Annotated in this window: 20 protein-coding genes and 1 pseudogene; 9 read left to right on the top strand and 12 right to left on the bottom strand. The window is 59.2% G+C overall.

Translation table 11 applies throughout. The features are described 5' to 3' along the window. Positions 1-92 precede the first annotated feature (92 nt). Both ACSQ8R_RS25500 and ACSQ8R_RS25505 read right to left on the bottom strand, forming a co-directional pair. Entirely contained in the window at positions 93-1,145 is a 1,053-nt protein-coding gene (locus ACSQ8R_RS25500) for an ABC transporter ATP-binding protein (RefSeq protein ID WP_436256133.1), read from the bottom strand. A gap of 143 nt (positions 1,146-1,288) precedes the next feature. After that, complete coding sequence (locus ACSQ8R_RS25505) at positions 1,289-2,119, bottom strand: IclR family transcriptional regulator (protein ID WP_436256134.1); 831 nt, start codon at positions 2,117-2,119, stop codon at positions 1,289-1,291. Positions 2,120-2,304: 185 nt separating this feature from the next. Between ACSQ8R_RS25505 and ACSQ8R_RS25510 the strand changes: the two genes are divergently transcribed. Further along, positions 2,305-3,312: a Gfo/Idh/MocA family protein gene (locus ACSQ8R_RS25510; RefSeq protein ID WP_436256135.1), complete on the top strand. Its 1,008-nt coding sequence runs from the start codon at positions 2,305-2,307 to the stop codon at positions 3,310-3,312. Between the two features lie 177 nt (positions 3,313-3,489). Beyond that, on the top strand, positions 3,490-4,422 hold the full coding sequence (locus ACSQ8R_RS25515) for an SMP-30/gluconolactonase/LRE family protein (RefSeq protein WP_436256136.1): 933 nt from the start codon (positions 3,490-3,492) through the stop codon (positions 4,420-4,422). Between the two features lie 189 nt (positions 4,423-4,611). Here the strand turns inward: ACSQ8R_RS25515 and ACSQ8R_RS25520 are convergent, their stop codons facing one another. The 3 genes from ACSQ8R_RS25520 to ACSQ8R_RS25530 all read right to left on the bottom strand — a co-directional run bounded on the left by ACSQ8R_RS25520 (position 4,612) and on the right by ACSQ8R_RS25530 (position 8,633). Beyond that, positions 4,612-5,421, bottom strand: coding sequence for a shikimate dehydrogenase family protein (locus ACSQ8R_RS25520; RefSeq protein ID WP_436256137.1), 810 nt, complete (start codon positions 5,419-5,421; stop codon positions 4,612-4,614). Next, positions 5,415-7,388 (bottom strand): FG-GAP repeat domain-containing protein, encoded by a 1,974-nt coding sequence (locus ACSQ8R_RS25525; RefSeq protein WP_436256138.1) that lies wholly within the window; start codon positions 7,386-7,388, stop codon positions 5,415-5,417. The genes ACSQ8R_RS25520 and ACSQ8R_RS25525 overlap by 7 nt, the downstream gene beginning before the upstream one ends. Before the next feature lie 420 nt (positions 7,389-7,808). Further along, entirely contained in the window at positions 7,809-8,633 is an 825-nt protein-coding gene (locus tag ACSQ8R_RS25530) for an IclR family transcriptional regulator (protein ID WP_436256139.1), read from the bottom strand. A 304-nt stretch (positions 8,634-8,937) separates the two neighbouring features. Here ACSQ8R_RS25530 and ACSQ8R_RS25535 point away from each other — a divergent pair, with 304 nt between their 5' ends. After that, entirely contained in the window at positions 8,938-9,813 is an 876-nt protein-coding gene (locus ACSQ8R_RS25535) for a ribokinase (RefSeq protein WP_436256140.1), read from the top strand. 574 nt (positions 9,814-10,387) lie between these two features. Next, positions 10,388-12,241, top strand: coding sequence for a heavy metal translocating P-type ATPase (locus tag ACSQ8R_RS25540; RefSeq protein WP_436256141.1), 1,854 nt, complete (start codon positions 10,388-10,390; stop codon positions 12,239-12,241). Between the two features lie 387 nt (positions 12,242-12,628). Here ACSQ8R_RS25540 and ACSQ8R_RS25545 read toward each other — a convergent pair whose 3' ends face one another. The 5 genes from ACSQ8R_RS25545 to ACSQ8R_RS25565 are packed head-to-tail and all read right to left on the bottom strand — an operon-like array spanning position 12,629 to position 16,937. Then, positions 12,629-13,570 carry an FAD:protein FMN transferase gene (locus tag ACSQ8R_RS25545; protein WP_436256142.1) on the bottom strand — a complete coding sequence of 314 codons (942 nt, stop codon included), beginning with the start codon at positions 13,568-13,570 and terminating at the stop codon, positions 12,629-12,631. Further along, positions 13,551-15,749, bottom strand: coding sequence for a PepSY domain-containing protein (locus ACSQ8R_RS25550; RefSeq protein WP_436256143.1), 2,199 nt, complete (start codon positions 15,747-15,749; stop codon positions 13,551-13,553). Before ACSQ8R_RS25550 ends, ACSQ8R_RS25545 begins: the two co-directional genes overlap by 20 nt. Positions 15,750-15,763: 14 nt before the next feature. Next, a complete protein-coding gene (locus ACSQ8R_RS25555; RefSeq protein ID WP_436256144.1) occupies positions 15,764-16,240 on the bottom strand; it encodes a DUF2271 domain-containing protein in 477 nt (158 codons plus the stop codon). Between the two features lie 24 nt (positions 16,241-16,264). After that, positions 16,265-16,612: a hypothetical protein gene (locus tag ACSQ8R_RS25560; RefSeq protein WP_436256145.1), complete on the bottom strand. Its 348-nt coding sequence runs from the start codon at positions 16,610-16,612 to the stop codon at positions 16,265-16,267. Between the two features lie 43 nt (positions 16,613-16,655). Beyond that, the gene (locus ACSQ8R_RS25565; protein WP_436256146.1) at positions 16,656-16,937 is read right to left on the bottom strand and encodes a PepSY domain-containing protein; all 282 of its coding nucleotides are present in this window, start codon (positions 16,935-16,937) and stop codon (positions 16,656-16,658) included. Between the two features lie 128 nt (positions 16,938-17,065). On the opposite strand from ACSQ8R_RS25565, the gene ACSQ8R_RS25570 reads away from it, so the two are divergent. The 3 genes from ACSQ8R_RS25570 to ACSQ8R_RS25580 all read left to right on the top strand — a co-directional run bounded on the left by ACSQ8R_RS25570 (position 17,066) and on the right by ACSQ8R_RS25580 (position 20,578). Then, a complete protein-coding gene (locus ACSQ8R_RS25570; RefSeq protein WP_436256147.1) occupies positions 17,066-17,725 on the top strand; it encodes a response regulator transcription factor in 660 nt (219 codons plus the stop codon). Next, complete coding sequence (locus tag ACSQ8R_RS25575; RefSeq protein ID WP_436256148.1) at positions 17,722-19,089, top strand: ATP-binding protein; 1,368 nt, start codon at positions 17,722-17,724, stop codon at positions 19,087-19,089. Before ACSQ8R_RS25570 ends, ACSQ8R_RS25575 begins: the two co-directional genes overlap by 4 nt. Before the next feature lie 241 nt (positions 19,090-19,330). After that, positions 19,331-20,578, top strand: coding sequence for an MgtC/SapB family protein (locus ACSQ8R_RS25580; protein WP_436256149.1), 1,248 nt, complete (start codon positions 19,331-19,333; stop codon positions 20,576-20,578). Between the two features lie 437 nt (positions 20,579-21,015). On the opposite strand, the gene ACSQ8R_RS25585 is transcribed toward ACSQ8R_RS25580, so the two are convergent. Next, positions 21,016-22,623 (bottom strand): MBL fold metallo-hydrolase, encoded by a 1,608-nt coding sequence (locus ACSQ8R_RS25585; RefSeq protein WP_436256150.1) that lies wholly within the window; start codon positions 22,621-22,623, stop codon positions 21,016-21,018. 129 nt (positions 22,624-22,752) lie between these two features. On the opposite strand from ACSQ8R_RS25585, the gene ACSQ8R_RS25590 reads away from it, so the two are divergent. Continuing rightward, complete coding sequence (locus tag ACSQ8R_RS25590) at positions 22,753-23,580, top strand: universal stress protein (RefSeq protein WP_436256151.1); 828 nt, start codon at positions 22,753-22,755, stop codon at positions 23,578-23,580. A 219-nt stretch (positions 23,581-23,799) separates the two neighbouring features. Here ACSQ8R_RS25590 and ACSQ8R_RS25595 read toward each other — a convergent pair. Further along, positions 23,800-23,937, bottom strand: a pseudogene (locus tag ACSQ8R_RS25595) (IS6 family transposase); the annotation flags it as partial. Positions 23,938-24,075: 138 nt separating this feature from the next. Between ACSQ8R_RS25595 and ACSQ8R_RS25600 the strand changes: the two are divergent. Beyond that, entirely contained in the window at positions 24,076-25,227 is a 1,152-nt protein-coding gene (locus ACSQ8R_RS25600) for an ROK family transcriptional regulator (RefSeq protein WP_436256152.1), read from the top strand. The last annotated feature ends 17 nt before the right edge of the window (positions 25,228-25,244 follow it).

The following is a 25,244-nucleotide window of genomic DNA, read 5'->3' on the forward strand; positions in this document are numbered from 1 at the left end:
GCTCTGATTGGTGCTGGCTTGTAGCGGAGGTATCGACATTCGGTTATTATTCCCGTGTGCGCGTTTCAGGCAGAGTGGGCGGCGTCGCGTCCTTAGGACAGCCGCCGGCCGGTGCTCTCGCTGAAGAGGTGGACGCGTGAAAGGTCAGGGGCTACGACGATGGTCTCGCCAACTTTTGGGAGAACTCGATCTCGGAATATGCAGACGATGGTCTGAGCGCCATGCCGAGCGATGATCTGCGTCTCGGAACCTGTCGGTTCGACGACTGAGACGGTAAGAGGTAGCCCCTCGTCACTGAGAGTGAGATGTTCTGGGCGTACGCCGTAGATCACCTTTTCCGGAATATCGGCCGCGCCTGGAGGCAGAGGCAGCTTGTGTCCATCCTCCAGAACGAACCGGCCTTGCTCCACTTTACCCTTAAGGAAGTTCATCGATGGTGACCCGATAAATCCAGCGACAAATACGTTGGCAGGGTAATCATAGAGCTCAAGCGGCGCGCCAACTTGCTCGACATGACCGTCGTGCATGACAACGATCTTATCGGCCATGGTCATCGCCTCGACCTGATCGTGGGTCACGTAAACGGTCGTGGTTTTAAGCCGCTGATGCAGTTCCTTGATCTCAGCGCGCATTTGCACACGCAACTTGGCATCGAGGTTCGACAACGGCTCGTCGAACAGGAATACTTGCGGATTGCGAACAATCGCGCGACCCATCGCCACGCGCTGACGCTGCCCGCCCGAGAGTTCGCGAGGGTAGCGATCAAGGAGTTTCGTAAGACTTAGGATTTCAGCCGCGCGCTGAACGCGCGTTGCTCGCTCCTCGCGCGAAGCCTTTTTGAGCTTCAACGAGAAGCCCATGTTTTCCGCGACGGTCATATGCGGATAAAGCGCATAATTCTGGAAGACCATAGCGATATCCCGGGCCTTCGGAGGTACGTCGTTGACGGTGCGCCCGCCGATCTGGATCTCGCCGCCTGAGATATTTTCGAGGCCGGCGATCATCCGCAACAGAGTTGATTTTCCGCAACCCGAGGGCCCGACCAAGGTTACGAATTCGCCTTCATGGATATCGACGGACACGCCATGAAGCACGGGTACGGCGCCGTAAGCTTTACGAACGGCCTTCAGCTCAACACTTGCCAACTGTTTCCTCCTACCGGCCACCGAAGCGGCCACTTCCTCAAGGCGATCTTCACAATCGCTATTGGAACGTTATTCCATTAAGAAAGGCGAGTGTCAACAGAGGTCAGTGATGCGATAAGTGCACTGGTAGCTAATGAAAATTTTTAGATAATATTTCCAACGACTTGCGATTTCTTCGAAGCGTTGGTTTGTGGGGTGGGCGAGGCGATCCGATAGGGCCAAAGCTCGGAAAGCTCCTCGGCAGTAGCCTTCACCTGTTCCGCTAATTGAGGGAGTACGAGCGGCGAAAAGCGGTGGATCGGTCCGGCGATGCTCACCGTTCCAACAACCTGACCTCCAACGCGAATGACAGCGGCGACAGCGGCGACACCGGGTTCAGCTTCCTCGATCGCAGTGGCCCATCCCCGCTCTTCGGTCTCATCCAAAGCCGCAGAAAACGTCTGCCTCGAGGTAATAACGCGCGGACCACCAAGGTCTGTTCGTCCTAGTCCACTGGCTACGGCCCTGGTCAGCGCTTCCTCTCGATCCAGTGTCGCCAGCCACGCTTTTCCGTTGGCGGTCGTATGCAACGGGACCTTTGCTACCAGTTCCGGCTGGTAGATCAGGCCGGACCGCATGCCTTGTGAATGGGATATCCACGTCAAACCATCGGGGTCAAGGATCGCAATCCTGCCGAGTCCCTTCGTATTGCTCGCTAACCGGTCCAGAATCGGTTGGCAGATGTCGGGAATCCGTGTCCCGGCTAGCAGGCGCTGGCCCATCACGGCGAGGCGCAACGAAAGTCGATAGAACCCGTTTTCGGGATCCTGCTCGGCCCAGCCCAAGTCACACAGACTGTTGAGCAGGCGATGCGCGGCGCTCTTCGGGACGTCCAGCCGCCGACTGATTTCGCCTAGTGACAGTCCACTGGCGTTCTCACTCAACAGTGTGATGAGGTCAAAACAACGATCTAGAAGGGATTTGACAAGTCGCATGATACCACGATATTCGATTTATCGGAACGCTATTCCAATAGCATTGCGAAGGGCGTTTCACAAGAAGCCGCTTGAACGGCAATAAACCATCAGGCAGAGCGCTGTCGGGGTCATCCGGTTCGCGGCCTTTGACTCGTTTAAGCATAGCTGCTCGCCTTGATAAACCCGCAATGAACGGAGTCGTGATGAAGATCGCAGTATTCGACGTCAGCCACTGGCATTTTCCGCTTTACATCGCTGCACTGAAGGACCCGGGTATCGAGGTAATCGGAATATCCGACAGCGCGGCATTTGCCGGGACGCGTTTCTCCGATCTGCTCAATTGCAAGCTCTATGGCTCCAACGACGACCTTATGAGCCAGGATTTCGATTTCGCGCTTGTCTTTAGCCGTCACTCCGACATGGCCGATCTCGCTGAACGCCTGATCGCCAAGGGCAAACCCTTTCTCATCGAGAAGCCGTGCGGGGTTAATCTCGAGGAAGTTCGTCGCATCCGCAAACTCTCTGAGAAACGCGGCGTCTTCGTAAGCGTGCCTTTCATCATGCGCGTGAGCAACCTGGCTGATCGTCTTTCGCCGGCGGCGGGGTTCACGCCAGATGGGTTTCAGCATCTTTCCTTCAGGTTTGTCGTGGGGTCAGTGGCACGATATGAGCGGAATGGATGCGCATGGATGCTTGACAAGTCACTCGCAGGAGGTGGTTCGATGCTGAACGTTGGCATTCACTTCGTCGACTTGATCTCAAACCTGACGCAAGTCCCCATCACTGAGGTCTCGGGCCAGGTCCAGATCCATCGACCTGACGTAACCGTCGATGAACAGGCCGTGTTTACCTGCCGAAACGGCGCAGGACAGATCGGTGTAATCGAGACAGGCTATTTGTATCCCTCCACGGCCGAGGATCAACGGGATTTCGCCTTTTCGCTCTCGCATCGTCAATCTTATATTCGCGGCTATGCCGACCAGTTCTATGCCAAGTCGCGTGAAGACGAGAAGGCTAGCTCGATGACAATCGAGTACAATACGGACGAGTATTACCCGGTTTTCCTCCGCCGCAGCTGGGCGGACCTCGCAAGTGGGCGCCCTCCCGTTGCAGGCCTGCTCGAAGCGGAGCGCGCGTTGGCCGTCATTGAAGCGGGTTATCGTTCGGCGGCAAATGGCGGAGTGCCCCAGCAGGTCGAACCCAATAGCTAGTTTCGCCGCCGAACGTTCATCTGGCGGTGCGCAAATAAATGTGTCTCGTGCTTGAAGTCCAAGCGCGACTTTGTTCACCTCGGCACCGGCCTGATGGCAGACATTGCGAGTTTCGTTCACAGCTATTTGCTCGTCTGAATTTTCACATCGACCTCTTCCTGCGTTTTTGACCGATCCATGACGAAACCTCATATTGAGATCATAGCGACGGGACTTCACTTCCCGGAAGGACCTGTTGAACTCCCTGACGGCTCGATCGCCGTCGTGGAGATTGGTCGCGGCAGGATTGTGAGGATCGGGGAAGGCGGAAGACACGACCTGCTGGCGGTGACCAACGGCGGTCCTAACGGGATGGCTTTGGGGCCGGATGGCGCGCTCTACGTGTGCAACAATGGAGGGTTCTCCTGGGCGGAGGAGGGCGGCTGGCTGCGTCCCGTCGGTCTGGCCGCTGACTACAGCGGTGGTATGATCCAAAAGGTAGATATCTCTACCGGCGAGGTCACGACCTTGTATGATCAATGCGACGGCCGAGCCCTTAGCGGCCCAAACGACATCGTTTTCGATAACCACGGCGGATTTTATTTTACTGACACCGGCAGGGTCCGGGAGTTCCAGCGCGACCACGGTTCGGTGTTTTACGCAAAGGCCGATGGCAGTTCGATAAAGAGGGTGGTGTTTCCTCTTATAGCACCGAATGGAATTGGTTTATCACCCGATCTTGGGACCCTTTACGTCGCCGAAATGGAGACAGCTCGACTGTGGAGCTACGCCATCGCCAAGCCGGGGGTGGTCCATAAAAAACCATTTCCGAGCCAGGCCGGCGGGGAGCTCATCATCGGACTCGGCGGCTTTCAGCGGTTGGATAGTCTCAAGGTGGCAGCGTCAGGCAACATCTGCGTCTCGACCTTAGTGACAGGATGCATAACGGTCGTTTCGCCAAGAGGCGAATTACTCGACCAAGTGTGGATGCCGGAGATCTATCCGACAAATCTGGGATTTGCAGGGCAAGACTTGCAGGATGCCGTCGTGACGCTGTCGCTGACAGGTCGGGTTGGCCGACTTCGGTGGCCGGAGAAAGGTCTGAGACTGCAACATCAGGGAGATGGATAACCCTGGCCCAACTCACAACTTCCCTCGAAGGGAAACGTTCAGGAGATCGAGCGCCATGTCGAGCGTGCTCAGATGACGCTCGGTTCATATCCCTTGACGACGTGCAATATGCCGCGACGCCGGATGGCTCGCGAAAACGTCATGCCCCACGGGTTAGGCATGACGCTTGGTGCGCAAGGCGAAACGCGGCTACGCCCAGAGCTCACAAATGTGGTCGACGGTAAGGTCGGCTTGTCCGGTGATCATATGCATGCCGGAATGGGTTTCGACACCTTTTGCCGCGGCCAGTGCGAGAAGTCTCGTAGTCTCTGGCTGGGCAATGACTTCGGCGAATGTCATTCCCGGCTGCAGCAAGTCCGGATCCAGCGGAAGCGCGTCCGTGTCGTGAAGGCCGAGCGAAGTCGCGTTAATGACGAGCTGACCAGCTTCCGGCTTGGGCCCGCCTGCTTTGGCAACCGTCCTTCCGAAGTCGGCATTTACCGCCCCCGCTAGCGCCTCGGCCTTGTCGACTGTCCGATTTGATACCGTGATGCTCTTGGCCCCGGCTTCCACGAGTGCGAACGCTATAGCGACCGAAGCGCCTCCTGCACCGACGATGAGCGCATCACGGCCTTCGATCGTGATCCCCTTGGACTGGAGACCGCGTACAAAGCCCTTGCCATCGAACTGGTAGCCGCGGAAGCTGCCATCTTTCTCGCGGCGCACGAGATTGACGGCCCCGACGCGTGCGGCAACCGGGTCAAGACTATCGCAGAGATCGACGGCCGTCTGCTTGTGCGGCAGGGTAATGCCGAAACCCACGAGGTTCGGCATGGCCTTCAGACCGGCCCAGATCGTAGGCAGATCCCTTGCAGGGACATGGAGCGGGACAGATACGATATCCGCTCCACGTGCCGCAAAGAGCGGATTGACCGCCGCCGGCGACTTGGCCTGGACGATGGGGTCGCCGATGATGCCGATGAGCTTGGTCGTGCCGCGAATGGTGACGCCGTTTACCACGACAGTTCCTCACGCTTGAGCCATACAATGCTGCCGTCCTCGATGCCGACGATAATATCGAGCACGCCGCGGCCAGCCCAATCGACGACTTCCGGAGAGGCGACATGCATCGCCATCTGAATGGTCTCGTCCCGATGTTTGATTGGAACTGGCAATGCAAAACGCGGCTTTTCCGGTGTCCCGATGTTGCGCGAGTAGAACAGGCCGGCCTGCTTGGTCGTATTGCGCGGCGCACCGGTCTTCGGATCCGGCGGCACGCAGGCGCGGGCATGGGTACCGAAGATCAGATCGGTACGGCCAGCGCCTTCCCAATCGCAAAAGCAAAGCTTGACGCGACCGCGTCCACCGCCAACGTCCACAGTGAAGCGCATGGCGTCGCCATTTTCCCATTGAAGGAAACGCTTGTCGATGAGTTCCGTATCGGACGCCTTCCTCCAGTCGCTGAGGATTCCGTCCTCATCCAATGCGACGTAGTGAAGATCGTTGTCTTTGAGCCAGTCGACGACTGCCGGTCGAACCCGCCAGACCGTCTTCAGCGGCTTGCCCTTGTAAGTGAGGAACTCCTCTTCGCCAAAGCGCGGCGGAATTGTCTTTTCGCCGGTATTGCGGAACAGACGGTGCCTGCCGGTCACGTCGCTGACGAGAATGTCCATGCTGCCATTGCCGGTCCAGTCGGCGAGTGTCGGGCAGGAATAGCCAAACATCTTCTCCGACGGTCCCTGGATCGAACCCGTCAGACCGGCCGCAAGTCGGATCGGCGTTTCGCCGCCCTTCAGCATGATTTCCCTGTCGAGATAGATCGTGCCGTCTTTTTCCCGGCTCTGATAGAAGAGCAGTTCGCCCGTACTGTTGCCGACGACAAGGTCGTAGTGGCCGTCGCCGCTGAAGTCGTATGCTGCCGGGCTTGGCAGGATGCCGGCATGGATCAGAGGCTTCGTGGTCTCAATTCGGCCACGCTGTTCGAAGCGAGGAAGACCGTCTTCGCCATCACCGACATTCTTGAGGAAGCTGATATAGCCGTCCTCTGCGCCGTAAAGGATATCCTCGCGGCCGTCGCCATCCCAATCCACCACGCAGGGCAGGTGGATGCATTGTTCGAGTTCCAGAACCTTGTCGTCGATTGTGCGGACCAGGCTGGTCGGCTCGAAAGTTCCGTCTTCGCGCTGTTTTGCGATATGCAGGATATTCCAGAATTCGCCGGCAACGATGCTCTGGCGCTCGGCTCCGAAACGGCCGAAGGCCGGAGCAAGCTGGCCATAGACTTCGAGCGGCGTTTCGCCGGCGATGACTGCGTATCCCTTTTCCAGTTTCGGATCCGCGAGTGCGCCACTGTTCTTGAAGGCGTAGAGGAACCCGCGTAGCGGGCCGCCCAGCCAGCGGCCGGCATCGTCATATCCGCGATATCCTTCGTCATTCCATTCCAGACCGTTCGGCCAGTAGTCGTTCCAATAGTCACTGCCGACGATCAACTCAGCCACGCCATCGCCATCGATGTCGTGGAAGCGGGCCATGTGAAAATACTCATTGCCCTTGACCCAGTCGGCATCCAGATCGAGCCTGACGGGATCGCCGAATTTCGGCACACCCTTCATGCCAATATTGGGGAAGACGTAGATTTGCTTGCGCAGGCGAGATGCCGAGACAAGGTGGAAAATATCGCCATCCCTAACGGCCGTCACGTAGCCGCGCACGCCTTCGACCAGTTCCTCTTCACCCAAAACAGGCGTGCCGTCGGAATGCGTTCCGATCTGACGGCGCAAAAAGACCCGACCATCATAGCAGGCGTCCCACGCCGAAATCAGCATATCCTTTGTACCGGTGCCGCTCCAGTCCACCACCTCGACGCAGGTAATGATGCGCCCTGCAACCGCCGCCGACTTCACGTCCGGATGATATTCCAATGCTTCCGAGCCGTAGTTGGGGCCGTGCCAAACAGTGGCATCGTCCTCCCATCGAGTAACGCTCATTGCGAGCCCTCCCTAATCTCGACATTAATGGAAATGATTTCTAAAACGAAAACACCTTTCGAATCCAGTGAAAATTTGGTTGTGGCACTTTTTGGAGAATGTGCACAGCATGAACCAAAGGTACAGCAATGGGCAAAGCGGATGAGGCCGAGTGTTTGTAGCTAAAGCACAGGATGATCCCGCATGCCCGAAGCGCGTCCATCCCGGGCGATATAGCAAGCTGCTGGATATGGCGACCTGGTCGGCTTACTGTAGACTTCGCATTTCTAGGGTATGCAGAGTGCGGGTTGCGGCGCTTTCTCCCCGAAGCCAAAAGACGATGTCTGCGATGGCGCAGGCCCGCGATCTTAACGAGATATACCTATGGCGTTGCGCGATATCCGATACGGCGCTGTGAAGTGCAGAACAGCTGGATAGCAGCTACCGCACTGCACCGGTGGCCACAATCAATGGCGTCATGGTTCGCTGACGTACTCGGAGAGGCCAGATATCGCTCAGTTCCGCTGCTGCCTTGTTGAGAGAATGGGCAAGGTCGGGCCAACGATCTTCGGTGATGCGCATTAGAGGCCCTGCAACGGAAATTGTTCCCGCGACCGGAGCTTCTATGTCAGAACTTGCCCGAAACGGAACTGCGACTGCTGCTGTACCAGCCTCTCCTTCTTCGACAGAGGTTGCGAAGCCCCGTTCTCGGGTTTCATTGAGCCGAACGCGTAGTTCATCGATCGATCGGGCCGAATTGGGACCAAGCTTTCGTTTGGCCGTAAAGCCGCGAGAATAGACAATTTCCAGCGCCCGCTCTTCGGGTAGAGTGGAAAGCCATGCCTTCCCATTCGCCGTGGCGTGAAGAACAATCTCTTGCCCCATGTCCGGATCATATCGGAGGCCGGTTGTCGCACCTTGTGCACGTGCCACCCATACCAAATCCTGACCTTCCAGGATTGCGAGGCGACAATATTCCTGCGTGTCGGCAGCCAGCCGGTTCAAAACGGACTGGACCACGTCAGGCACGTTCCGCGCATCAAGATTCCGGAACGCCAAGGCGCTTAATCGCAGAGATAGGGCGTAGTTTTGACTTGCGGCATCTTGAGTCACCCAGCCATGACTAATCAGCGTCGTTAAAAGACGATGGACCGCGCTAGCCGGCATGTCGAGGCGTCCAGCAAGGTCGGATAACTCGATTGATCCTGCTTCCCCAGCCAGCACTTCCAAAAGCGCCAGGCATCGTGATACGGCTGCGACGGTCAAACCTTAAATCTCCTTTTAAGACAGCCTATACGGTCCGTTTCCAATGCGGAATAGCCTTCCACAAACGATCCCCTGGGAAACCATGTGCCGGACGGTCCCGACCGCCTCTTTATTCTTGATTGAAATAGAAATTGATTCTAAAAGAAAAAACAATTCTAATATTGAGGCGGTGGATGAGAAATAGGCCTCCTGGCATCGCTCCGATGAAGCTCACTCCGATGGCTGGCAACGACAGATTGGGTGGGCTTGGGGAAACTGTACGTTCCGTGCCGCCGTCGCAAAGCCAGCTTTAGGATTGGAAGTTATGATCGTCACGTTTGGTTCAATCAATGTTGACCTCGTCTATCTGGTTGAGGAAATACCTCTAGCGGGTCAGACCGTCTTGGCGCGGGGATCGCGAACCGAGGCTGGCGGGAAGGGGGCAAACCAGGCTCTGGCGGCTGCGCGAGATGGCGCAACGGTCGTCATGGTGGGGGCGGTCGGTGACGACGCCATGGCCCCCATTGCCCTCCGGAATTTGCAGAGCGAGGTCGATATCAGCCGCGTGGTCCGATCGAAGGAAGCCACGGGCTCTGCCGCAATAATGATCGATGCCAACGGCCGCAACATGATTGCGGTTGCAGCGGGTGCCAACCTCGTCGCGCAATCGGATGGTGTTGAAGATGAGTTGCTTCGAAACGCGACTTACGTCCTGATGCAGATGGAGAACCACGCTACTCAGATCGAAAATCTAATCCGTCGGGTTTCCAATCATCCTGCGAAATCGATCCTCAATCTCGCTCCGGCTTACAGGCTGGATCGCGACCTATTGTCCTTGGTCGACATCATAATCGTCAATGAAGACGAGGCCGAAGCTCTTGCAGGTTGGCTCGGATGCGAGCCGCGTGCTAGATCGCTGTCAGACGCCCTCAATACCGGAGTCTTGCGCACCATGGGCGGCGAGGGAGCCGAAGCTTTCGTCGATGGCAAGGAGGTGAGGGTACCGGCGCTGCGGATAGACGCCGTGGATACGACCGCGGCTGGAGATTGTTTTGTGGGCGTGCTCGCTGCAGCTCTCGATCGAGGCCTTCCTCTCGACTCAGCGATGCGACGAGCCGCAACGGCGGCTGCGATTGCCTGCTCCCATCCTGGAAGCCAGTCGAGCATCCCTCACAAAGCCGACACGGATAGCTGGACGTGAGAGAAGCCGAGAGGGGCAAAGCACCGGATGTAACCCTTTAAGATTGGCTGAAATCACCACCGCGACAGGCTGCGGTGATCTCGTCAGGCTTCCGGCGACCTTCCTCCCTTGCGGTGAAGCGCAGGCGTTCGCCAAGCGTCTCCATGATTCTTCTATCTTGGGCTGAGGGAAAGGGACGGGTCCTGGAGGACCATCTGGACATGGCCGAGTCCCCAAACTCCCCATGAAAGAAGCCATCCGATGTTGAGATTTGCCTTCCCTCTTCTGCTTGCCACCCAGGTTGTCCAACTATACCGCGCGCGCTTTCACTTCGACGGGAAGATCGGCGCGGCACCGGAGTTCCTTCCTGATAGTCTTCGCCATCAGCAAAGCTTGGGTTTGAGTATAGGGTCGAGACTCGTTCTGCTGCTTCTCGACATCTCTCCATTTGCTTGATGCGCGTCAAGCCGACGCCCGCGAGACATGGTAGCGATGTTCCGACATCAGTCCTCTTTTGCAGAATTCGGACCTTGTGAATGCCGGATCCCCGACTTGCAGCGCGGGGGCCAGCCTCAAACGGCGAAGACACAAAACCATGGCCTATATAAACTCGGACCGTTTCAAAACCGCCCTGCTCGTGCTCGCCGTGCTAGGTCTCGCACTCGGACTTGTTTTCTATCTCGTCGACAAGCCGGATGCGGCTGGGCGCGTCTGGCAAATGGGCGTCGTCCCCGTTCTTGCCGTTTTGGTCTTCGAAATTCTACGCAGCCTCTGGCGAGGCGAAGTTGGACTGGACATCGTGGCTGCGCTTTCGATGTCAGCGGCACTGCTGTCTGGCGAGACACTCGCCGCATCGGTGGTCGCCGTGATGTATTCCGGGGGCACATTTCTGGAAAGTTTCGCAGAAGGACGGGCCAGGCGGGAGATGAGCGCGCTACTGTCTCGGGTTCCGAGGTTCGCAACGCGTTATGCCAACGGGGGTCTTGAGGACGTCACCCTCGAGGACATTGAACCAGGCGATCTGCTTTTGATACACCAGGGGGCGGTCGTGCCGGCAGACGGCGACATTGAAAGCCCGCGGGCGATCCTCGACAAATCCGCTCTCACGGGAGAATCCATGCCCGTGCGGCTGGATCGCGGTCAGGAAGCGATGAGCGGATCGACCAATGCCGGAGATGCGTTTGATCTGCGGGTCCGGCATCGCGCAGCCGACAGCACCTATGCCGGCATCGTCCGGCTGGTTGAGGCCGCCCAGGCATCCAAGGCGCCGATGAGCCGGTTGGCCGATCGGTATTCCCTGCTGTTTCTGGCCGTCACCATCGCGCTGTCAACAGCGGCATGGTGGCTTACCGGCGACCCTATTCGTGCGGTGGCTGTTTTGGTTGTTGCAACACCTTGCCCGCTGATCCTCGCCGTTCCGGTGGCCCTGGTGGCGGGTCTCTCTAGGGCCGCACACTTTGGCATTCTTATTAAAGGAGCAAAGCCGTTGGAGGTTTTGGCGCGGATCAGCACCTTGGTCCTCGACAAGACCGGTACACTGACGGATGGACGCCCGCAGATCGTTTCGATCGAAACACAAAACGGAATGTCGGACAGCGAGGTTTTATACTTCGCGGCCGCTCTGGAACAGGCGTCGAAACACCCGATGGCCCAAGCGATTGTCACGGCGGCGCGCCGACAGGGTCTGGTCCTGCCTGTCCCGGAACACGTCGCCGAGCGGCCGGGCGAGGGCATTGCCGGAACGATCTCCGGTCGGGCGGTCGTCGTGGGAGGCGTCGCATTCGTCGGCGCAACCGTCGGCGCGAGGGAGGCGGCGAGCCCGGTCATGAACTCGGGAACCGTGGTCGTTGCTCTTGCAGTCGACAACCGGATCGCTGGCTATCTTACCATGGCGGACGCACTCCGATCCGGCACTGCTGAGCTTGTTGCCAGTTTGCGGCGGTTGGGCATCCATCGTATTTTGCTGGCGACGGGCGACCGACGGGCGGTCGCCGAAACGGTGACGAAAGGCCTGGGGCTGGATGCGGTCCGCTCGGACCTGACCCCGGACCAGAAGGTTCTTCTGGTGTTGACCGAGCGAAAAAATGGACCGGTGATGATGGTCGGCGATGGTGTCAACGATGCGCCGGCGCTTGCTGCCGCTGATCTGGGCGTTGCCATGGGGGCTCGGGGGGCCGCCGCGTCGGCCGAGGCAGCGGATATCGTTCTTCTCGTCGATCACCTGGATCGCTTGCTGCCAGGCATCGAAATTGCCAAGCGTTCGCGGCGTATTGCACTGGAAAGCGTGATCGCCGGGATTGGAATGTCCGTCTGCGGAATGATCGCGGCCGCGCTCGGGTATCTGACACCCGTTCAGGGGGCCCTGCTCCAGGAACTGATCGATGTCGCAGTCATTCTGAACGCCCTCCGGGCCCTGCGTATCGAGCCCCATGCTTTATCGACGGATTGATCCACTCGCATCCGGAAGGCCTTGATTAGACCCAGTGGCCCGCATCCATTTTAGATCGATCAGTATTGACTGAACGTCCTGTCGCCTCCGCCACCGCATAGTAGCAAGTCTAAATTCCTTGCGGCCCTGGATGGCTCAGGGTCAAGCATTTTGAAGAGCCTATGCGGGCCAAAAACAACTCACGGTCCAGTGATGGCAGCCTCCGCATGGATGCGGCAAGGGAGAACGGAGCCTGCCGCGTGGAGCGAGGGGCCGAAATGGGCGGTTGGGAGTTGCCTAGGCCGTCCGGCGCGCGGCGAAGGACCGGCAACCGAAAATCCCATCGAGGCGTTCCTCATCAGCTGGCGCGGTTCTGCGCAAGGGGTGGGCGCATGGGCATCTAGCCATTTAAGCAGCAAACAGGCCGCATCCGGCCCCTTTTGGCTGGCCGTGCTCGAGGAAGAGTACGGAGAGCCCATGCTTTTCGGCGAGTGAGACGCCGCGCACCTCGCCAAGAACCATCATCGCCGTTGCCCAGGCGTCGGCTCCCATGCATTCATCGGCAATTACCGTAGCGGAGCCTGGCGAACGCCTGAGCGGCATTCCCAAACGCGGATCCATGGTGTGCGACAGCCGGTGGCCGCCGACATTGATCCAATGTCGGTAGTCGCCGGACGTGGCAACGGCGGCGTCGTGTAGTACGAGGATGGAATGCGCGGCGCGCGCTTCCAGGTCGGGCATTTCGACGGCGACGTTCCAGCCGCGCCCGTCAGGTTGAGTGCCGAGCGCTCGCAGCTCGCCGTCGATGGAAAAGATGCCGGCTTCGATACCGTGTTCACGCGCGGCCTCCGTCAGTCGATCGACACCGTACCCCTTGGCAATGCCATTGAGGTCGAAGTGCATGTTTAAGTGCTTACGGGCCGCTCCGGCGGCTTTGTCGAGTTCCAGGACCTGATGGGCTGGTATACGGCGCGCAAGGCGAGCGGCTTCGATCAGATCCTCATTCGCCTCTCCCGGGCCGAACCCCCAAGCGGTGGTCGCATCACCCATGCCGATGTCGAAGGCTCCGTCCGAGGCCCGACCGATGGCAAGACCGGCTTCCAGCACGATGAGCAGCTGCGCCGGCAGCGCGATCCATTCGCCCGGCCCCGCCGCGTTCAGGCGGTTGAGGTCGCTTCCCGGCTTCCAGACCGACATTTGCCGGTCCACGTCGGCCACGGCTTCGGCCATTGCGGCGCCTGCCGGCTCGGCGTCGAAATCCGCAGGCATATGGAACAGGGCCGACCAGCGCGTGCCCATGGTCGCTCCGTTTATCGCATGGCGCTTCATGTCAGTAAATGTCTTCGGCATAACGTCCCTCGGCTTTCAGGGTGGCAAGGCTCACGCCCTGTGGCGCGAGAATATCGGCAACGGCGGCGGCGACGCCCGCGGCCATCTCCCGTCCGCCGCAGACGAGGATCTGCCCACCGTCCGCGATGAGCTTGGAGAGCCGTTTCGCATCCTTGCGCAGAATGTCCTGCACATAGGCCGGCGTCGCCGTCCGCGAATATGCGGTCGAGACCGATGTCAGCTGTCGTCCCTCCTTCCAATCGGAGAGCTCCTCTGCGTAAAGCGCATCGCTGGCTGGATGGCGGGTACCGAAATAGAGGTAGATGGGTCGGCACGCCTGGTTGGCGCGGGCAAAGCCGGCGAGCGGGCCGATGCCTGTTCCGGCGCCGATGAGGATGACCGGCCTGCTTCCTGGCGTAGGGCGGAACCCTGGATTGGAGCGAAGGAAGGCCGAAATGGTTTCACCTGGCTCCAGCGCGGTCAACTGACCGGAGCAGAGACCGCCAGCCTGCTTGCGTACGCAGATTTCAACGAAGCCATCCTGCGTTCCGGAAGCAAGCGAATAGAAGCGCGGCAGATCCGAGCCTTGCGGCACGATGCCGATCAGATCCCCGGCCTCGAACCGCGGGAAAGCCTTGCCTGTCAAACGCTGCCAGAGCGAAATCTTCGGCAGGTCAAAGCGCAGGATGGCCGTGGTCGCCTGCACGCTTGCACCATAGCCGCGGCGGGACGCGAGCTGCAAGTTCCAGGTCTTCGGCGCAGTCGGCTGATGGTGCAGCTCGAAACCGAGACCAAGCGTCCCGGCAAGACTGCGTCCCCAGCGAGCAAAATCCTGCGGTGATTGGCGGTCCACCGTGTCGAAGGGAAGTAAGGAGGCCCAGCCCTTTTCCTCGGCGATTCGCACAATCTCGGCCGCGAAACCGCAGAAGGCCGGGAAGCTGCGGTCGCCGAAACCGAGTACTGCGAGCGGCAGCCCGGGTTTTGCGCGGGTCCGCTCGAAGCGTTCGATGAAGCCATTGGCTGAGGCGGGGGCCGTGCCGTCGCCATAGGTGGCAGCAAGCAGAATGAGACGCCGCGCCTTCGGCCAGCGGGTTGGGTCGAAATCGGACATCGGGCCGATATGGACACGCAGTCCCTCCGTGGAAAGAGTGGCTTGCAGCGTATTGGCGAAGGCCCGGGTTGTGCCGTTCTCGCTGCCGACGAGCAAGATCGTATCAGCCTCGACAGCAGCAACCGAGGCCGTCCTCCCGTCGAGGCGGCCCCTGAGCCAGACAATCACGCCGGTCCAGCCGAGGACAGGCACACCGAGCGCGGATAGACCGAGAGCGAGGCCAAGCCAAGCCATGCCCTGCCCGGTGTGCAATATGGTGACGAGATGCGTGGCCCGATTGATCCAGTCGGCATCGGACCAAGCCAGCAGCGCACCATTGCCCTGGTCGATATATGCTTCGCCTGCAGCTGTCTTGAGAGTGAAAACGTCCGTCGCGTCGCCACTGGCAGGGAAATTGAGCGAAAGGAGGTTATCGACCGGGGTCTCCTGGAGCAGAGCGACGGAAGTGAGCGCGACACCGGTCTTGCCGCTGACATCCGCCGGAAAGGTAAGCGCATCCGCGCCGTCCGGCAGCCAGCCGAAGGCAGCAGCTGTCATCCAAAGAGCGGTAAGCGAGGAGAAAAAGACACCCGGCATGACAAGGCGCGAGACCAAGGCGTGCGAGCGCCCGTCGCCGGTTCCCCGAATGGGCTTGAGCAGGCGATGCCAGCCCCCGGCGCGACGTGCCAGCAGGGAAAGCCCGGAAATGGCGAGGGCAAGCATGCTCGCAGCACCGCCCGCGGTTACAAGGTGTCCCGTATCGCCGAGGAAAAGCGAGCGATGGAGATTGGTCAACCAGCGCTCCAACTCCGAGATGTCGGCGCTGCCCGACGGCGAGCCAGTCGCGGGGTCGATGAAGGCGGCCGCGGGTTGGTCGCCTTCGTAGTAGTAGGCGGTGATACGCCCCGAAGGCGCGCGTCTGATCTGCTCCACCGTGGGTTCTGCCGCCTGGATTCGCGCGGCGAGTTCCCCGACGCTGATCTGTTGCGCGGTATCCGTCGTGAGCGCCTCCAAAAGGGGAAAGATCGACAGCGCGGCGCCGCTTAGCGCGACGACGGTGAGAAGCATCGCGGCAGTCAGCCCGAACCAACGGTGGAGCGAGCGGGTCATGATTATTATCCTTCTTAACGCGCGTAGCTGAATTCCGCGATGTAGCGGGTGCCCTTGACCTTCTGACCCGAGCTCTCCGACGTCAGCGGCACGACTATCTCGTTCGGGCTGTCGCGCATGTCTTCCACGGCGGAGTCGATGTGAAGCTGATACCCGGCATCGAACAGCGTATCGGCAAGATCGACCGTCACCTTCAGAGAGCGGCCCGCTCCAACGCTGGCACCGGTGATACCGTTGATCTCGCCGTTATTGCCGCCCGTGGCGCGGTACCAGCCGCTGAGATGTTCGTAATACCTGGCCTTGCCGCCGGCCATCCAGAGACTGCCGACATATTTGCCCCGGGCATCCGTGACGTAGTAGGCAAGGTAGGCGCCATCCCCGCCATAGTTGCGCATATTGGTGGTGAAGGTCACTTCGCGCGCCATCGCGAAGGTTGGAATGGTGAGCGCCGTGGTGACGGCGAGCATGGCAAGTAGGGATTTCGTTCTCATCGCTATTTTCCTTAGCTGGGCTGTTCAGTTCGTCTGGGCCCGAGGCGTGGAGCCAGAGGTGAACAGGCCGTTGGCGGGCGTGGCAGTTTTTTGATGTTGCATGGCGCCGCTCCGACCGCCGCAGGCACCGTCATCGTCATCGTCATCGTCATCGCCGAGGTAGTTCTTGGAAGCTCGGCGATCATGGGCGTCGCCATGGCGGCGATGCCCCTCATTTTCACCCTCCTTGTCAAGGTCATGGTAGCCGGCCGGTACGGCTCCAGCCGTCGCTGTGTCGGTGTTCGGTGCGGCGAATGGCATCGCCAGGCTGCCAAGGATCGCGAGAAAGCCGATCCCGGCGCAGGCGGTGAGAAGACGTTTCCGATAGTTCATAGGGATATCTCCAGTTGGTCTTTGTAAGGATTGGGAGACGAAGTCAGCGGCGATTGCGCCGTTCCTCGATCTGGATGATTTCGAGCGTCGTGGGATTGATTGTCGCCTCAAATCGACGGCCGTTCCTGTCGGTGCCATAGATCTCGTAACAACCGTCATCCATCTTGATGCGTTTCAGCGTCCAACCCCGCTCCTCCGCCATCGCGCGCACGGCGTCGCGCGATTTCCATGACCCGACGGGAACGTCGCAATCGTCCCTTGCCTGGGCAGAGGTGGCGGCCAGGACGGCGAGGGCCAGGATGGGCAACATGCCGGTCTTCATCATCGTTTCCTCTCTGTGCTGGGCTGATCAATCGCGCCCCAGACTGACCGGCACCTGACAACCGGCGGGACATTGCTTCAGCTTCCCGTAAGCTGGCAGGTGGAGTAGGAGACGAGAGAAAGGAGGTCGCGATGCGGGTTCTGCTGATCGAAGATGATACGGTGCTCGGCGCGGCCATTCGCGATCAGATCGTCGCGGATGGCCATTCCGTCGATTGGGTCCTCCGGCTCGACCAGGCCGGCGACGCACTCGCTGCCGCCGTCTATGATCTCGTGCTGCTGGATCTGATGCTGCCGGACGGGCTCGGCATCCCTTTCCTGAAGGCGTTGCGCGGGCGGGGTGGCGTGACGCCGGTCATGATCCTGACTGCGCTCGATCAGGTCTCTGACCGGATTGCCGGACTGAACGCCGGCGCCGACGATTATATGGTGAAGCCCTTCGATCTTGCAGAGCTTTCAGCCCGTATCGGTTCTGTGGCGCGCCGTTATGCCGGCAATCCCAATCCAAACATCACGCTTGGGGGCCTCACCATCGATCTCGCCGCCAGAAGCGTCACCCTGAAAGGCAAGGCTGTGGGTCTTACGGCACGAGAATGGGTCCTGTTCGAGGCCTTCCTGCAACGTCCTGGCCAGCTTCTTTCCAAGGCACAGCTGGAGGAACGGCTCTATTCTTTCGACCAGGAAATCGACAGCAACGCCATCGAAGTCCATGTGAGCAGGTTGCGCAAGAAGCTCGGCACGCAGGTGATCGAGACCGAGCGCGGACTTGGCTATCGTCTGGGGCGGCCATGAAATTCGGTAGTTCGCTCCAGACTCGCCTGGCCCTTGCTGTCGGGCTTTCGGTAACGCTGCTGTGGCTCGCAGCGGCGGCGGTAACGGCGCGGAGCCTAAACGGGGAAATGCAGGAGGTGTTTGATGACGGGTTGAAGGCCACTGCGCAGCGTATTCTGCCGATTGCCCAACATGACCTGCGCGAGAGCCATCAGCGCCGCACTCCAATCCGGCACGACGAGGATGACAACGATGGCGACGACGATGAGCCGGGCACGAACCGCGAGGCGCGCTACGGCGAGGACGTGACTTTTATCGTTCGTGACCAGAACGGGCAGATCCTGCTGGGTTCGAAGGGGGCGGACGAGTCGATTTTTCCTCCTTTCACGAAGCGCGGCTTTATCCGAACCGAAACGCACCAGCTCTATTACGATACAAGCTTTGATCGGAACTTGACGATTGCGGTCGCCGAACCGCTCGACCGTCGCAACGAATTGTCACGCAGGATGCTGTTGGGTCTCGTGCTGCCACTGATCGTGGTGATCCCTTTCAGCCTGCTCGCGATACTTCTGGCAGTACGCCGCTCCTTGCGGCCGGTGCGCGCGCTGAGGCAGGAATTGGCCAATCGCGGCGTGAAGGATCTGTCGCCTCTCCCCGACAGCGGCTTGCCGAGCGAGCTTCTTCCGATCTCGGCGGGCGTCAACCAGCTCCTAGACCGCCTGACGGCGGCTTTCAACGCCGAACGCGCCTTTGCGGCCAATGCGGCGCACGAGCTTCGTACGCCGGTGGCCGGTGCGATCGCGCAGGCGCAACGCATTCGCTCCGAGACCAAGGAAGAACTGACGAGCCAGCGGGCGACGGAAATCGAGACAACGCTGAAGCGGTTGATGCGCATGTCGGAAAAGCTGATGCAGCTTGCCCGCGCCGAAGGCGGACGGCTGCAAAGCGACCAACCTTCCGATCTCAGAACTGTCTTGACGATGATCGTCGAGGATTTCGCGAGGGCCGGAGAGGGGCGGATCGTGCTAACCCTTCCGCAGGCCCCGGTGCTTTCCAGACTGGATCCCGATGCCGTTGGCATTCTCTTTCGCAATCTGGTTGAGAATGCCTTGAAGCATGGGGCACAGGATAGCATGATCGAAGTGGAGCTGCAGGCGGATGGATTGCTTTGCGTTGCCAATGACGGCGCGGTCCTGCCTGCCGATGCCATGGAAAGGCTAATTCACCGGTTCGAGCGAGGGAGCGCAAAGATCGACGGTAGCGGTCTCGGGCTCGCCATCATTAAGGCCATAACCGACCGCACCGGCATGACCGTGAAAGTCATCTCGCCCAGACTTTTGAAATATGAAGGCGTTCAGGTTCAGGTGAAGGTGCCGCTCGGCTGATTTCTCACGCTGAAAACGGTTTGGACTGCAAGAAGTGGTGGTGATTGTCTCTCTTGCCCAGACCCGTCAGGGAAGCTGGAACGCCATCGTTTGATTGAGGGATGTCAATCGGAGTGCAACTTAAACTGCTAGGCTTTTGCTATGACGGCATTTCGAATTGCGTCAAGGACATAACTGTTCGCAGTACCGGCTATCAAGGCAGGTCCTGCAGTTGCATTCACTGTTGTGTTGAAGGCCAAATATGAATCAAGTTATCGCCAGCCTGGGGCTTGCTCTTGCGATCGGTTTGTTGGTCGGGCTGGAGCGCGGCTGGCGAGAGCGCGATGCACCTGCCGGGAGCAGGACTGCCGGAATTCGAACCTTTGGAATATCCGGTCTTCTTGGCGGGGTAATGGGTGCTCTCTCGTCCGTTTTGCAAGGTTCATTTGTGTTTCCGGTCGGGTTTCTGGTGTTCGCGCTGACGTTTATCGTGTTCAAGCTACGGGAGGCGGAACAGGATGATGACTACAGCGTCACCGCTGTCGTAGCGGCATTGGTTGTCTTTGCTCTGGGTGGGCTGGCGGTGGCCGGAGACCCCGTCGCAGCAGCAGCGGGAGGCGCAGCCCTGGCCGCGACGCTCGCAAGCAGGGAGATTCTGCACGGCTTTCTGAAGCAGTTGACATGGGTCGAGCTTCGTTCTGCGTTGATGCTGGCGGTTATGACCGCGGTGGTGCTGCCTATTTTACCGAATCACACCATCGACCCCTGGGGTGGGCTCAATCCATGGGAAGTCTGGTTCTTCACCGTTTTGACCGCGAGCCTATCCTTTGTTGGCTATATCGCGGTGCGAACCTTCGGGTCGCGAAAAGGCATGCTTCTGAGCGCGCTTGCTGGCGCAATTGTGTCATCAACCGCGGTTACGCTGGTTCTTGCACAATCTGCCAAAGTTAATACTGGATCACGTTGGTTAGCGGGCGCTGCGGCGCTGGCCGGAATGGTGTCCATACTCCGTGTCGTGGGGCTGGTCTCGTTTGTCGCGCCACGCATGATCCTGGACGTTGGTCCAGCAGCGGCCGTCGCTGCCGTTGCCTTTGCCGGTCTCGGGGCGACGTTGGTGCTGTGGCCGCAAGGCGGATCCGGCGTGGAGATCGGCGCCGAGAATCCCTTCGAAATCGCTCCTCTTCTGTTTTTCGCGGGGTTATTTGCCGCGACGGTTACCGTGAGTGCCGTGCTCGTGGTTCATTTCGGCGATTCCGGACTTCTCGCCACGGTGACGCTATCTGGAATTGTCGATGTCGATGTCGCAGTCTTGACAGCGTTGCGAGGCGCCTCGGAAGCGACGCCCTCCAAGGCGGTCAGCCAAGCCATACTCGCCGCGATGGCGGCAAACGCGTTCGGACGGGTCGCACTTGCCGCGACTGTCGGGCCGATCGGTTTTAGCGCCCGGCTCGCCGCAATTACGGGTGCCGCCGTTGCTGCCGCCGGTTTGACGTTCTATGTGACCCAATGATCTGCAGGTCCCGGAGTACTGGAAAAGAGGGTTGCGATTTGTAGCCGATGCAAATTGTCGAGCAGTGACGATCTCACACGGTCGCGAATAAAAACCGAAAATCTGAAACGGACGAACCGCCACAAGCAGCTTGGTGTCTTCTATGCCGGCAATCTCCCGAATTTGCCTTTGCCGCGGCTTTTCGGTGGCCACTCGGTTTCACGTCACCACTTGCTTGGATATTGGACGCAAAGAACTCAGCCGTTCATCCATGTCTCATCCCGTCACCTCTCCAACTGCTCTGTGGCCAACGCAGAATGAGTTCTCTCGCCGTTGCAAAAAAGTGATAGTGCTCAAAACCTGTCAAGGCAGCGTTGGCATGGCTCGACGTCCACCTATCAAGCTGATGAACTGGATCCCGGCCGATAAGATCACCTCTATAGCCTCGTGGAAACGTCTCAGTTATCTTCGCTGAGTGCCCGCCTCATCCTCCTTAAAATGACATTTCGGGCCTTCTCGTCGGCTGCTTTGGCGAGAGAACCCTGTAGATCGAGAACCAGCGCCTGAAATTCGTTATTCCAGTCCGCACGCCCGACTTGTGAAGCGGAAAGCCGGGGCAGTGCCTCGTTGAACGAAGCAATGACGGCCTTTCGACTGCCGAGCTCGTATGTGGCGTCGATGGCGGGTTGTATTACTGCTACCCCAGGCAGGCTTGCCGAAATGCGCGTTTTCAATGCCGCAATTGCCGGCAGTTCCCCGTGCACCAGAAAGATGCCGCGCCGTATCGGCTTGCGAGCCTCAATCCATGCCGCGAGCTCGGGTCCATCGGCATGGCCGCTATAGACATCGAGCTTGCGGATGCTCGCCCGAACGGCGATCTCGTCACCCTGGATCCGGACAGCCGCCGCTCCGTCTCCCAAAAAACGACCGAGCGTTCCATTTGCTTGATAGCCAACCAGGAGAACGGTGCCCTCCTGCCGCCACAGCCAGTTCTTCAACCGATGGCGAATTCGACCGGCTTCGCACATGCCGCTCGCCGCGATCACGATGTGGAATCCCCTGATGTTGTCGATTGCTTTCGACTGTTCGGCACTCTCCGTAAATCGGACATTCTTCGCGTCGATTGCGTGCCGCAGGAGGTCACCGTTTTCGAGCTCCCGCGAATACTTCTTGAACACCTCCGTCGCCCGTGAGGCGAGGGGAGAGTCGATGATGATGGGACACTGGATGATCTTTTTCTGGTCCATCAATTCGACAAGGTCCGCCAGCAGTTCCTGTGTTCGTTCGACGGCGAATGAGGGGATAAGCAATGCACCGTCGGGATGACGAGCCGCAAGGCAGACTTCGTCACGCAACATGTTTCGCCGGTTTTCTTCTGAAGGGTCGTCACGATCAGTATCGCCGTAGGTACTTTCGCATATGACGTAATCCCATCCGGACGGCGCCTTCGGATCGAACTGAAACAGCTTATGATGGGGGCCGATGTCGCCAGAAAACAGAAGTCGCTGACGGTCTTCGTCCGCACCGAATTCGAGTTCCACGGAGGCAGAGCCGAGAAGGTGCCCGGCGTTCCAGAACCGGAAACGGACTAGCGGCGAAATTGCGACCCATTGTTCGAAGGGATGCGCTCTCATCTGCACCAGAGTGGCCGTGGCGTCGGCAGCGGTGTAAATCGGTTCGACGGACTTTCGGCCGCGACGCTCGTTTCTCCGGTTGAGCTGCTCGACTTCCGACTCCTGGATATGTGCTGAGTCGGGCAGCATGACAGCGCAGAGATCCATCGTTGCCGGAGTGCAGTGGATAGAGCCCGCGAAGCCGTCCTTGACAAGCTTTGGGAGGAGGCCGCTGTGGTCGATATGGGCATGAGTAAGGATGACGGCATCCACCGAGGGCGGCCGGAATGGAAACGGCCGGTAGTTCAGCTCCTTCTCGGTCTTCGAGCCCTGGAACATCCCGCAATCGATAAGGATGCGGTTGGCGCCAATCTCGAGGAGGAAACATGAGCCGGTAACGGTGCCTGATGCTCCATGGAAGGAAATCCTCGGGTTTAGAGCTGCGTGTGACATTCGGGATCCTGTTCTGATGAAGAACGACCAGAGCGCCTTTATAGCCGGGATCGAGCCAATCAGGGTTGACGAGAATCAAGGTGTGCGGTGGACGGATCACCTAGTCTTCGACCACTGATTGGAGGAACGATGATGAGCTTTTCAACAATCCTAACCGCAGTGAGAAGCGACGCTGGTGATGAGGAAATCCTCGCAGCGGCAAGATTAGCGCGATCTGCAGTCGCGCATCTTTCCGTTCTGCTGATCTCAATTGCTGCGCCACCGCCGGTTGGCGCCCATATAGAGAGCGTCTCCGTGGCCTGGTTGAGGCAGCGCGAAGTGGACAAAGCGAAACTTCATGCACGTGCCGATGAGGTCGGAAAGCTACTTGCCGACGCGCTGACGCCACATAGCGTCACCGAGTGCTATACAGAACTGTTTCACGTCGATAACATCGTCGGTCGAGATGCTCGCTATGCCGACTTGATGGTATTGGGGACAGGAACCCTGCAAGACCCTGCTCTGAGGCATGCGGTTATCGACGGTGCCCTGTTTCACGCGAACCTGCCTGTTTTACTTGTTCCGGACGAGACGATTGCAACGGTTGAGCCCCAAAACGTCCTTATCGCGTGGAACGGTTCGCTTGAGGCTATCCAGGCCGTCAAACGAGGTCGTTTGTTGCTGAAATCCGCACATGAAGTCACGATCGCCATCGTCGATCCCGACGCGGATGATCAACAATCAGCGGAAGAATTGAATGCATATCTTTTGCGGTCTCATATCGATTCCAGGACTGACGAGTTGAGGAGCGACGGCCGCACGATTCATCAGGCTCTGGATGATTGCGCTCATGATGTTGGCGCGGATCTGATCATTATGGGCGCCTACGGTCATTCTCGCATAAGAGAGCTTATATTTGGAGGCGTGACCCGATCCATGCTCGACAATCCCAAACGGCCGATTTTCCTGGCGCGATAACCAGCCTGCGAGAGACAGATGGAAGGCTTGCCGCGGTTCTTTCCGCGGCAAAGCTGTGTTTCGGCGTGGAATATTGCATGCCGATAAGGGGCAACATTGTGCGCCGACTGACACATTAGCTTTGGAGTGGTCGGCCGGCCTTTCGGCTGCGGATGTCGTTGACGAAGGCTCGTCCAAACTTCTCGGTCACATCAAACTGTCTGATGCTAAACGATTTCACCCGCGTGCGGCCAGAATATCCTCGACCATTCGCAGGCTGAGAGGGAAGCGCAAGTAGAGCCAAACCGCGTGAGCCAAAATCTCCGTAGGAAAGCGATGCCGGCGGTAAAGCGGGTCTGTCAGGGCCCGCAGTCGCATACCAATGTCCAGCTTCCGTTAACTTGACGCAGCCTTCGGTGGCACTCAATACCGGGCTCTTCACAGCGCGAAGCGGCACCGCTTGACGGCGATTGATTTTAAATTTACTAAGTAAGGAAAATAATAGGGGGGGGCACAGTGCGAAGTGGGAGCGGTGAGATATTGACCAGGTTGCGGGACCAGGGCGCGATGTCTCGCGCTGAATTGTCCAGGCTGACCGGCATTTCCTCGGCGGGTGTGACCAAGATAACAGCGCAGATGATCCGCGATGGCCTGATCTGGGAGCACGACGCGTCCGGCTCAACGAGCGTCGGGAGACCGCCAGTGACGGTCGAGCTACGCTCTGCTGCGCGGAGCGTGCTCGGCATTCATCTGGGTGCGGGTCAAGTGCATGTCGCCCTTTCGGACATCGCCTTAAACCTGCAGCACACCCGCAGCATGACTTATGATCTTTCCGAGCCGGTCGGGGGGCTGATCGCGCGAGTGTCGGATCTGGCGCACAGCGTTCTCCGTCATTGCGACCTGCCCCGCGGGCGCATTCTTGGTGTGGGCGTCGGCGTCCCCGGTAGTGTCGATCCGGCCCGGCGTGTGAATGCGCATTCTGTGTTAACGGGTTGGCGTGGCATCGCCTTCGCAGAGGCCTTTGAGCAGAGCTTGGGCCTTCCCGTTGTACTTGAACATAACGCGACCGCAATGGCTATGGCCGAGGCATGTTACGGAGCCGGTCGTGCCGCCGAGAGCATTCTTTATCTGCTTCTCGGCAAGGGCATCGGAGCGGGCTTCGTACAGACGGACGGGATTGAGCGGCGCAGCGCGGTCGAGATTGGGCACATTGTCGTCGAGCCGGGCGGTCGTCGCTGTCGGTGCGGTGGCCGCGGCTGCCTCGAGCGGTTCTTCTCGGAAGAGCCGCTTCGCGAACTCATCGGCAATCCCGACCTTCCTCGCTCCGCACTTGTCGCGGCCGCGATGGACAGCCCGGAATGGCCGAAACTCTATGAATATCTGTTGCAGGCGTTGTCAACGACTGTCACGCTCCTTGCTCCCGAACGGATCGTGCTTGGTGGCGATTTCAATGACGCTCCCGAGCGGTTCCTGCAAGAGTTGCGGAGCGATCTGCCACCAAGGGTGATGCCCCAGCAGCGGATAAGATTGCGCGTCGAGCGCACCAGTCTTGCCGAGCCGGTCGGCGTCCACGGCGCGGCCTGTGTGGCGCTGGAACAATTTCTTTATTCGAACGGGCCGTCGTCTACCGCAGCGCGGAATTTCGTCCGCCAAGTCGCGCGCGCCTAGCTTCGATGATGAGGGAG

It is taken from the genome of Neorhizobium sp. LjRoot104 (genome assembly GCF_964253725.1).
In the GTDB taxonomy this organism is placed as follows: Bacteria; Pseudomonadota; Alphaproteobacteria; order Rhizobiales; family Rhizobiaceae; genus Neorhizobium.

Bases quoted from the DNA above. Each gene is read 5' to 3' on its own strand.
- ACSQ8R_RS25505 (WP_436256134.1), bottom strand. From the start codon at position 2,119: ATGCGACTTGTCAAATCCCTTCTAGATCGTTGTTTTGACCTCATCACA.
- ACSQ8R_RS25510 (WP_436256135.1), top strand. From the start codon at position 2,305: ATGAAGATCGCAGTATTCGACGTCAGCCACTGGCATTTTCCGCTTTAC.
- ACSQ8R_RS25515 (WP_436256136.1), top strand. From the start codon at position 3,490: ATGACGAAACCTCATATTGAGATCATAGCGACGGGACTTCACTTCCCG.
- ACSQ8R_RS25525 (WP_436256138.1), bottom strand. From the start codon at position 7,388: ATGAGCGTTACTCGATGGGAGGACGATGCCACTGTTTGGCACGGCCCC.
- ACSQ8R_RS25535 (WP_436256140.1), top strand. From the start codon at position 8,938: ATGATCGTCACGTTTGGTTCAATCAATGTTGACCTCGTCTATCTGGTT.
- ACSQ8R_RS25540 (WP_436256141.1), top strand. From the start codon at position 10,388: ATGGCCTATATAAACTCGGACCGTTTCAAAACCGCCCTGCTCGTGCTC.
- ACSQ8R_RS25545 (WP_436256142.1), bottom strand. From the start codon at position 13,570: ATGCCGAAGACATTTACTGACATGAAGCGCCATGCGATAAACGGAGCG.
- ACSQ8R_RS25550 (WP_436256143.1), bottom strand. From the start codon at position 15,749: ATGACCCGCTCGCTCCACCGTTGGTTCGGGCTGACTGCCGCGATGCTT.
- ACSQ8R_RS25555 (WP_436256144.1), bottom strand. From the start codon at position 16,240: ATGAGAACGAAATCCCTACTTGCCATGCTCGCCGTCACCACGGCGCTC.
- ACSQ8R_RS25560 (WP_436256145.1), bottom strand. From the start codon at position 16,612: ATGAACTATCGGAAACGTCTTCTCACCGCCTGCGCCGGGATCGGCTTT.
- ACSQ8R_RS25565 (WP_436256146.1), bottom strand. From the start codon at position 16,937: ATGATGAAGACCGGCATGTTGCCCATCCTGGCCCTCGCCGTCCTGGCC.
- ACSQ8R_RS25570 (WP_436256147.1), top strand. From the start codon at position 17,066: ATGCGGGTTCTGCTGATCGAAGATGATACGGTGCTCGGCGCGGCCATT.
- ACSQ8R_RS25575 (WP_436256148.1), top strand. From the start codon at position 17,722: ATGAAATTCGGTAGTTCGCTCCAGACTCGCCTGGCCCTTGCTGTCGGG.
- ACSQ8R_RS25580 (WP_436256149.1), top strand. From the start codon at position 19,331: ATGAATCAAGTTATCGCCAGCCTGGGGCTTGCTCTTGCGATCGGTTTG.
- ACSQ8R_RS25585 (WP_436256150.1), bottom strand. From the start codon at position 22,623: ATGTCACACGCAGCTCTAAACCCGAGGATTTCCTTCCATGGAGCATCA.
- ACSQ8R_RS25590 (WP_436256151.1), top strand. From the start codon at position 22,753: ATGATGAGCTTTTCAACAATCCTAACCGCAGTGAGAAGCGACGCTGGT.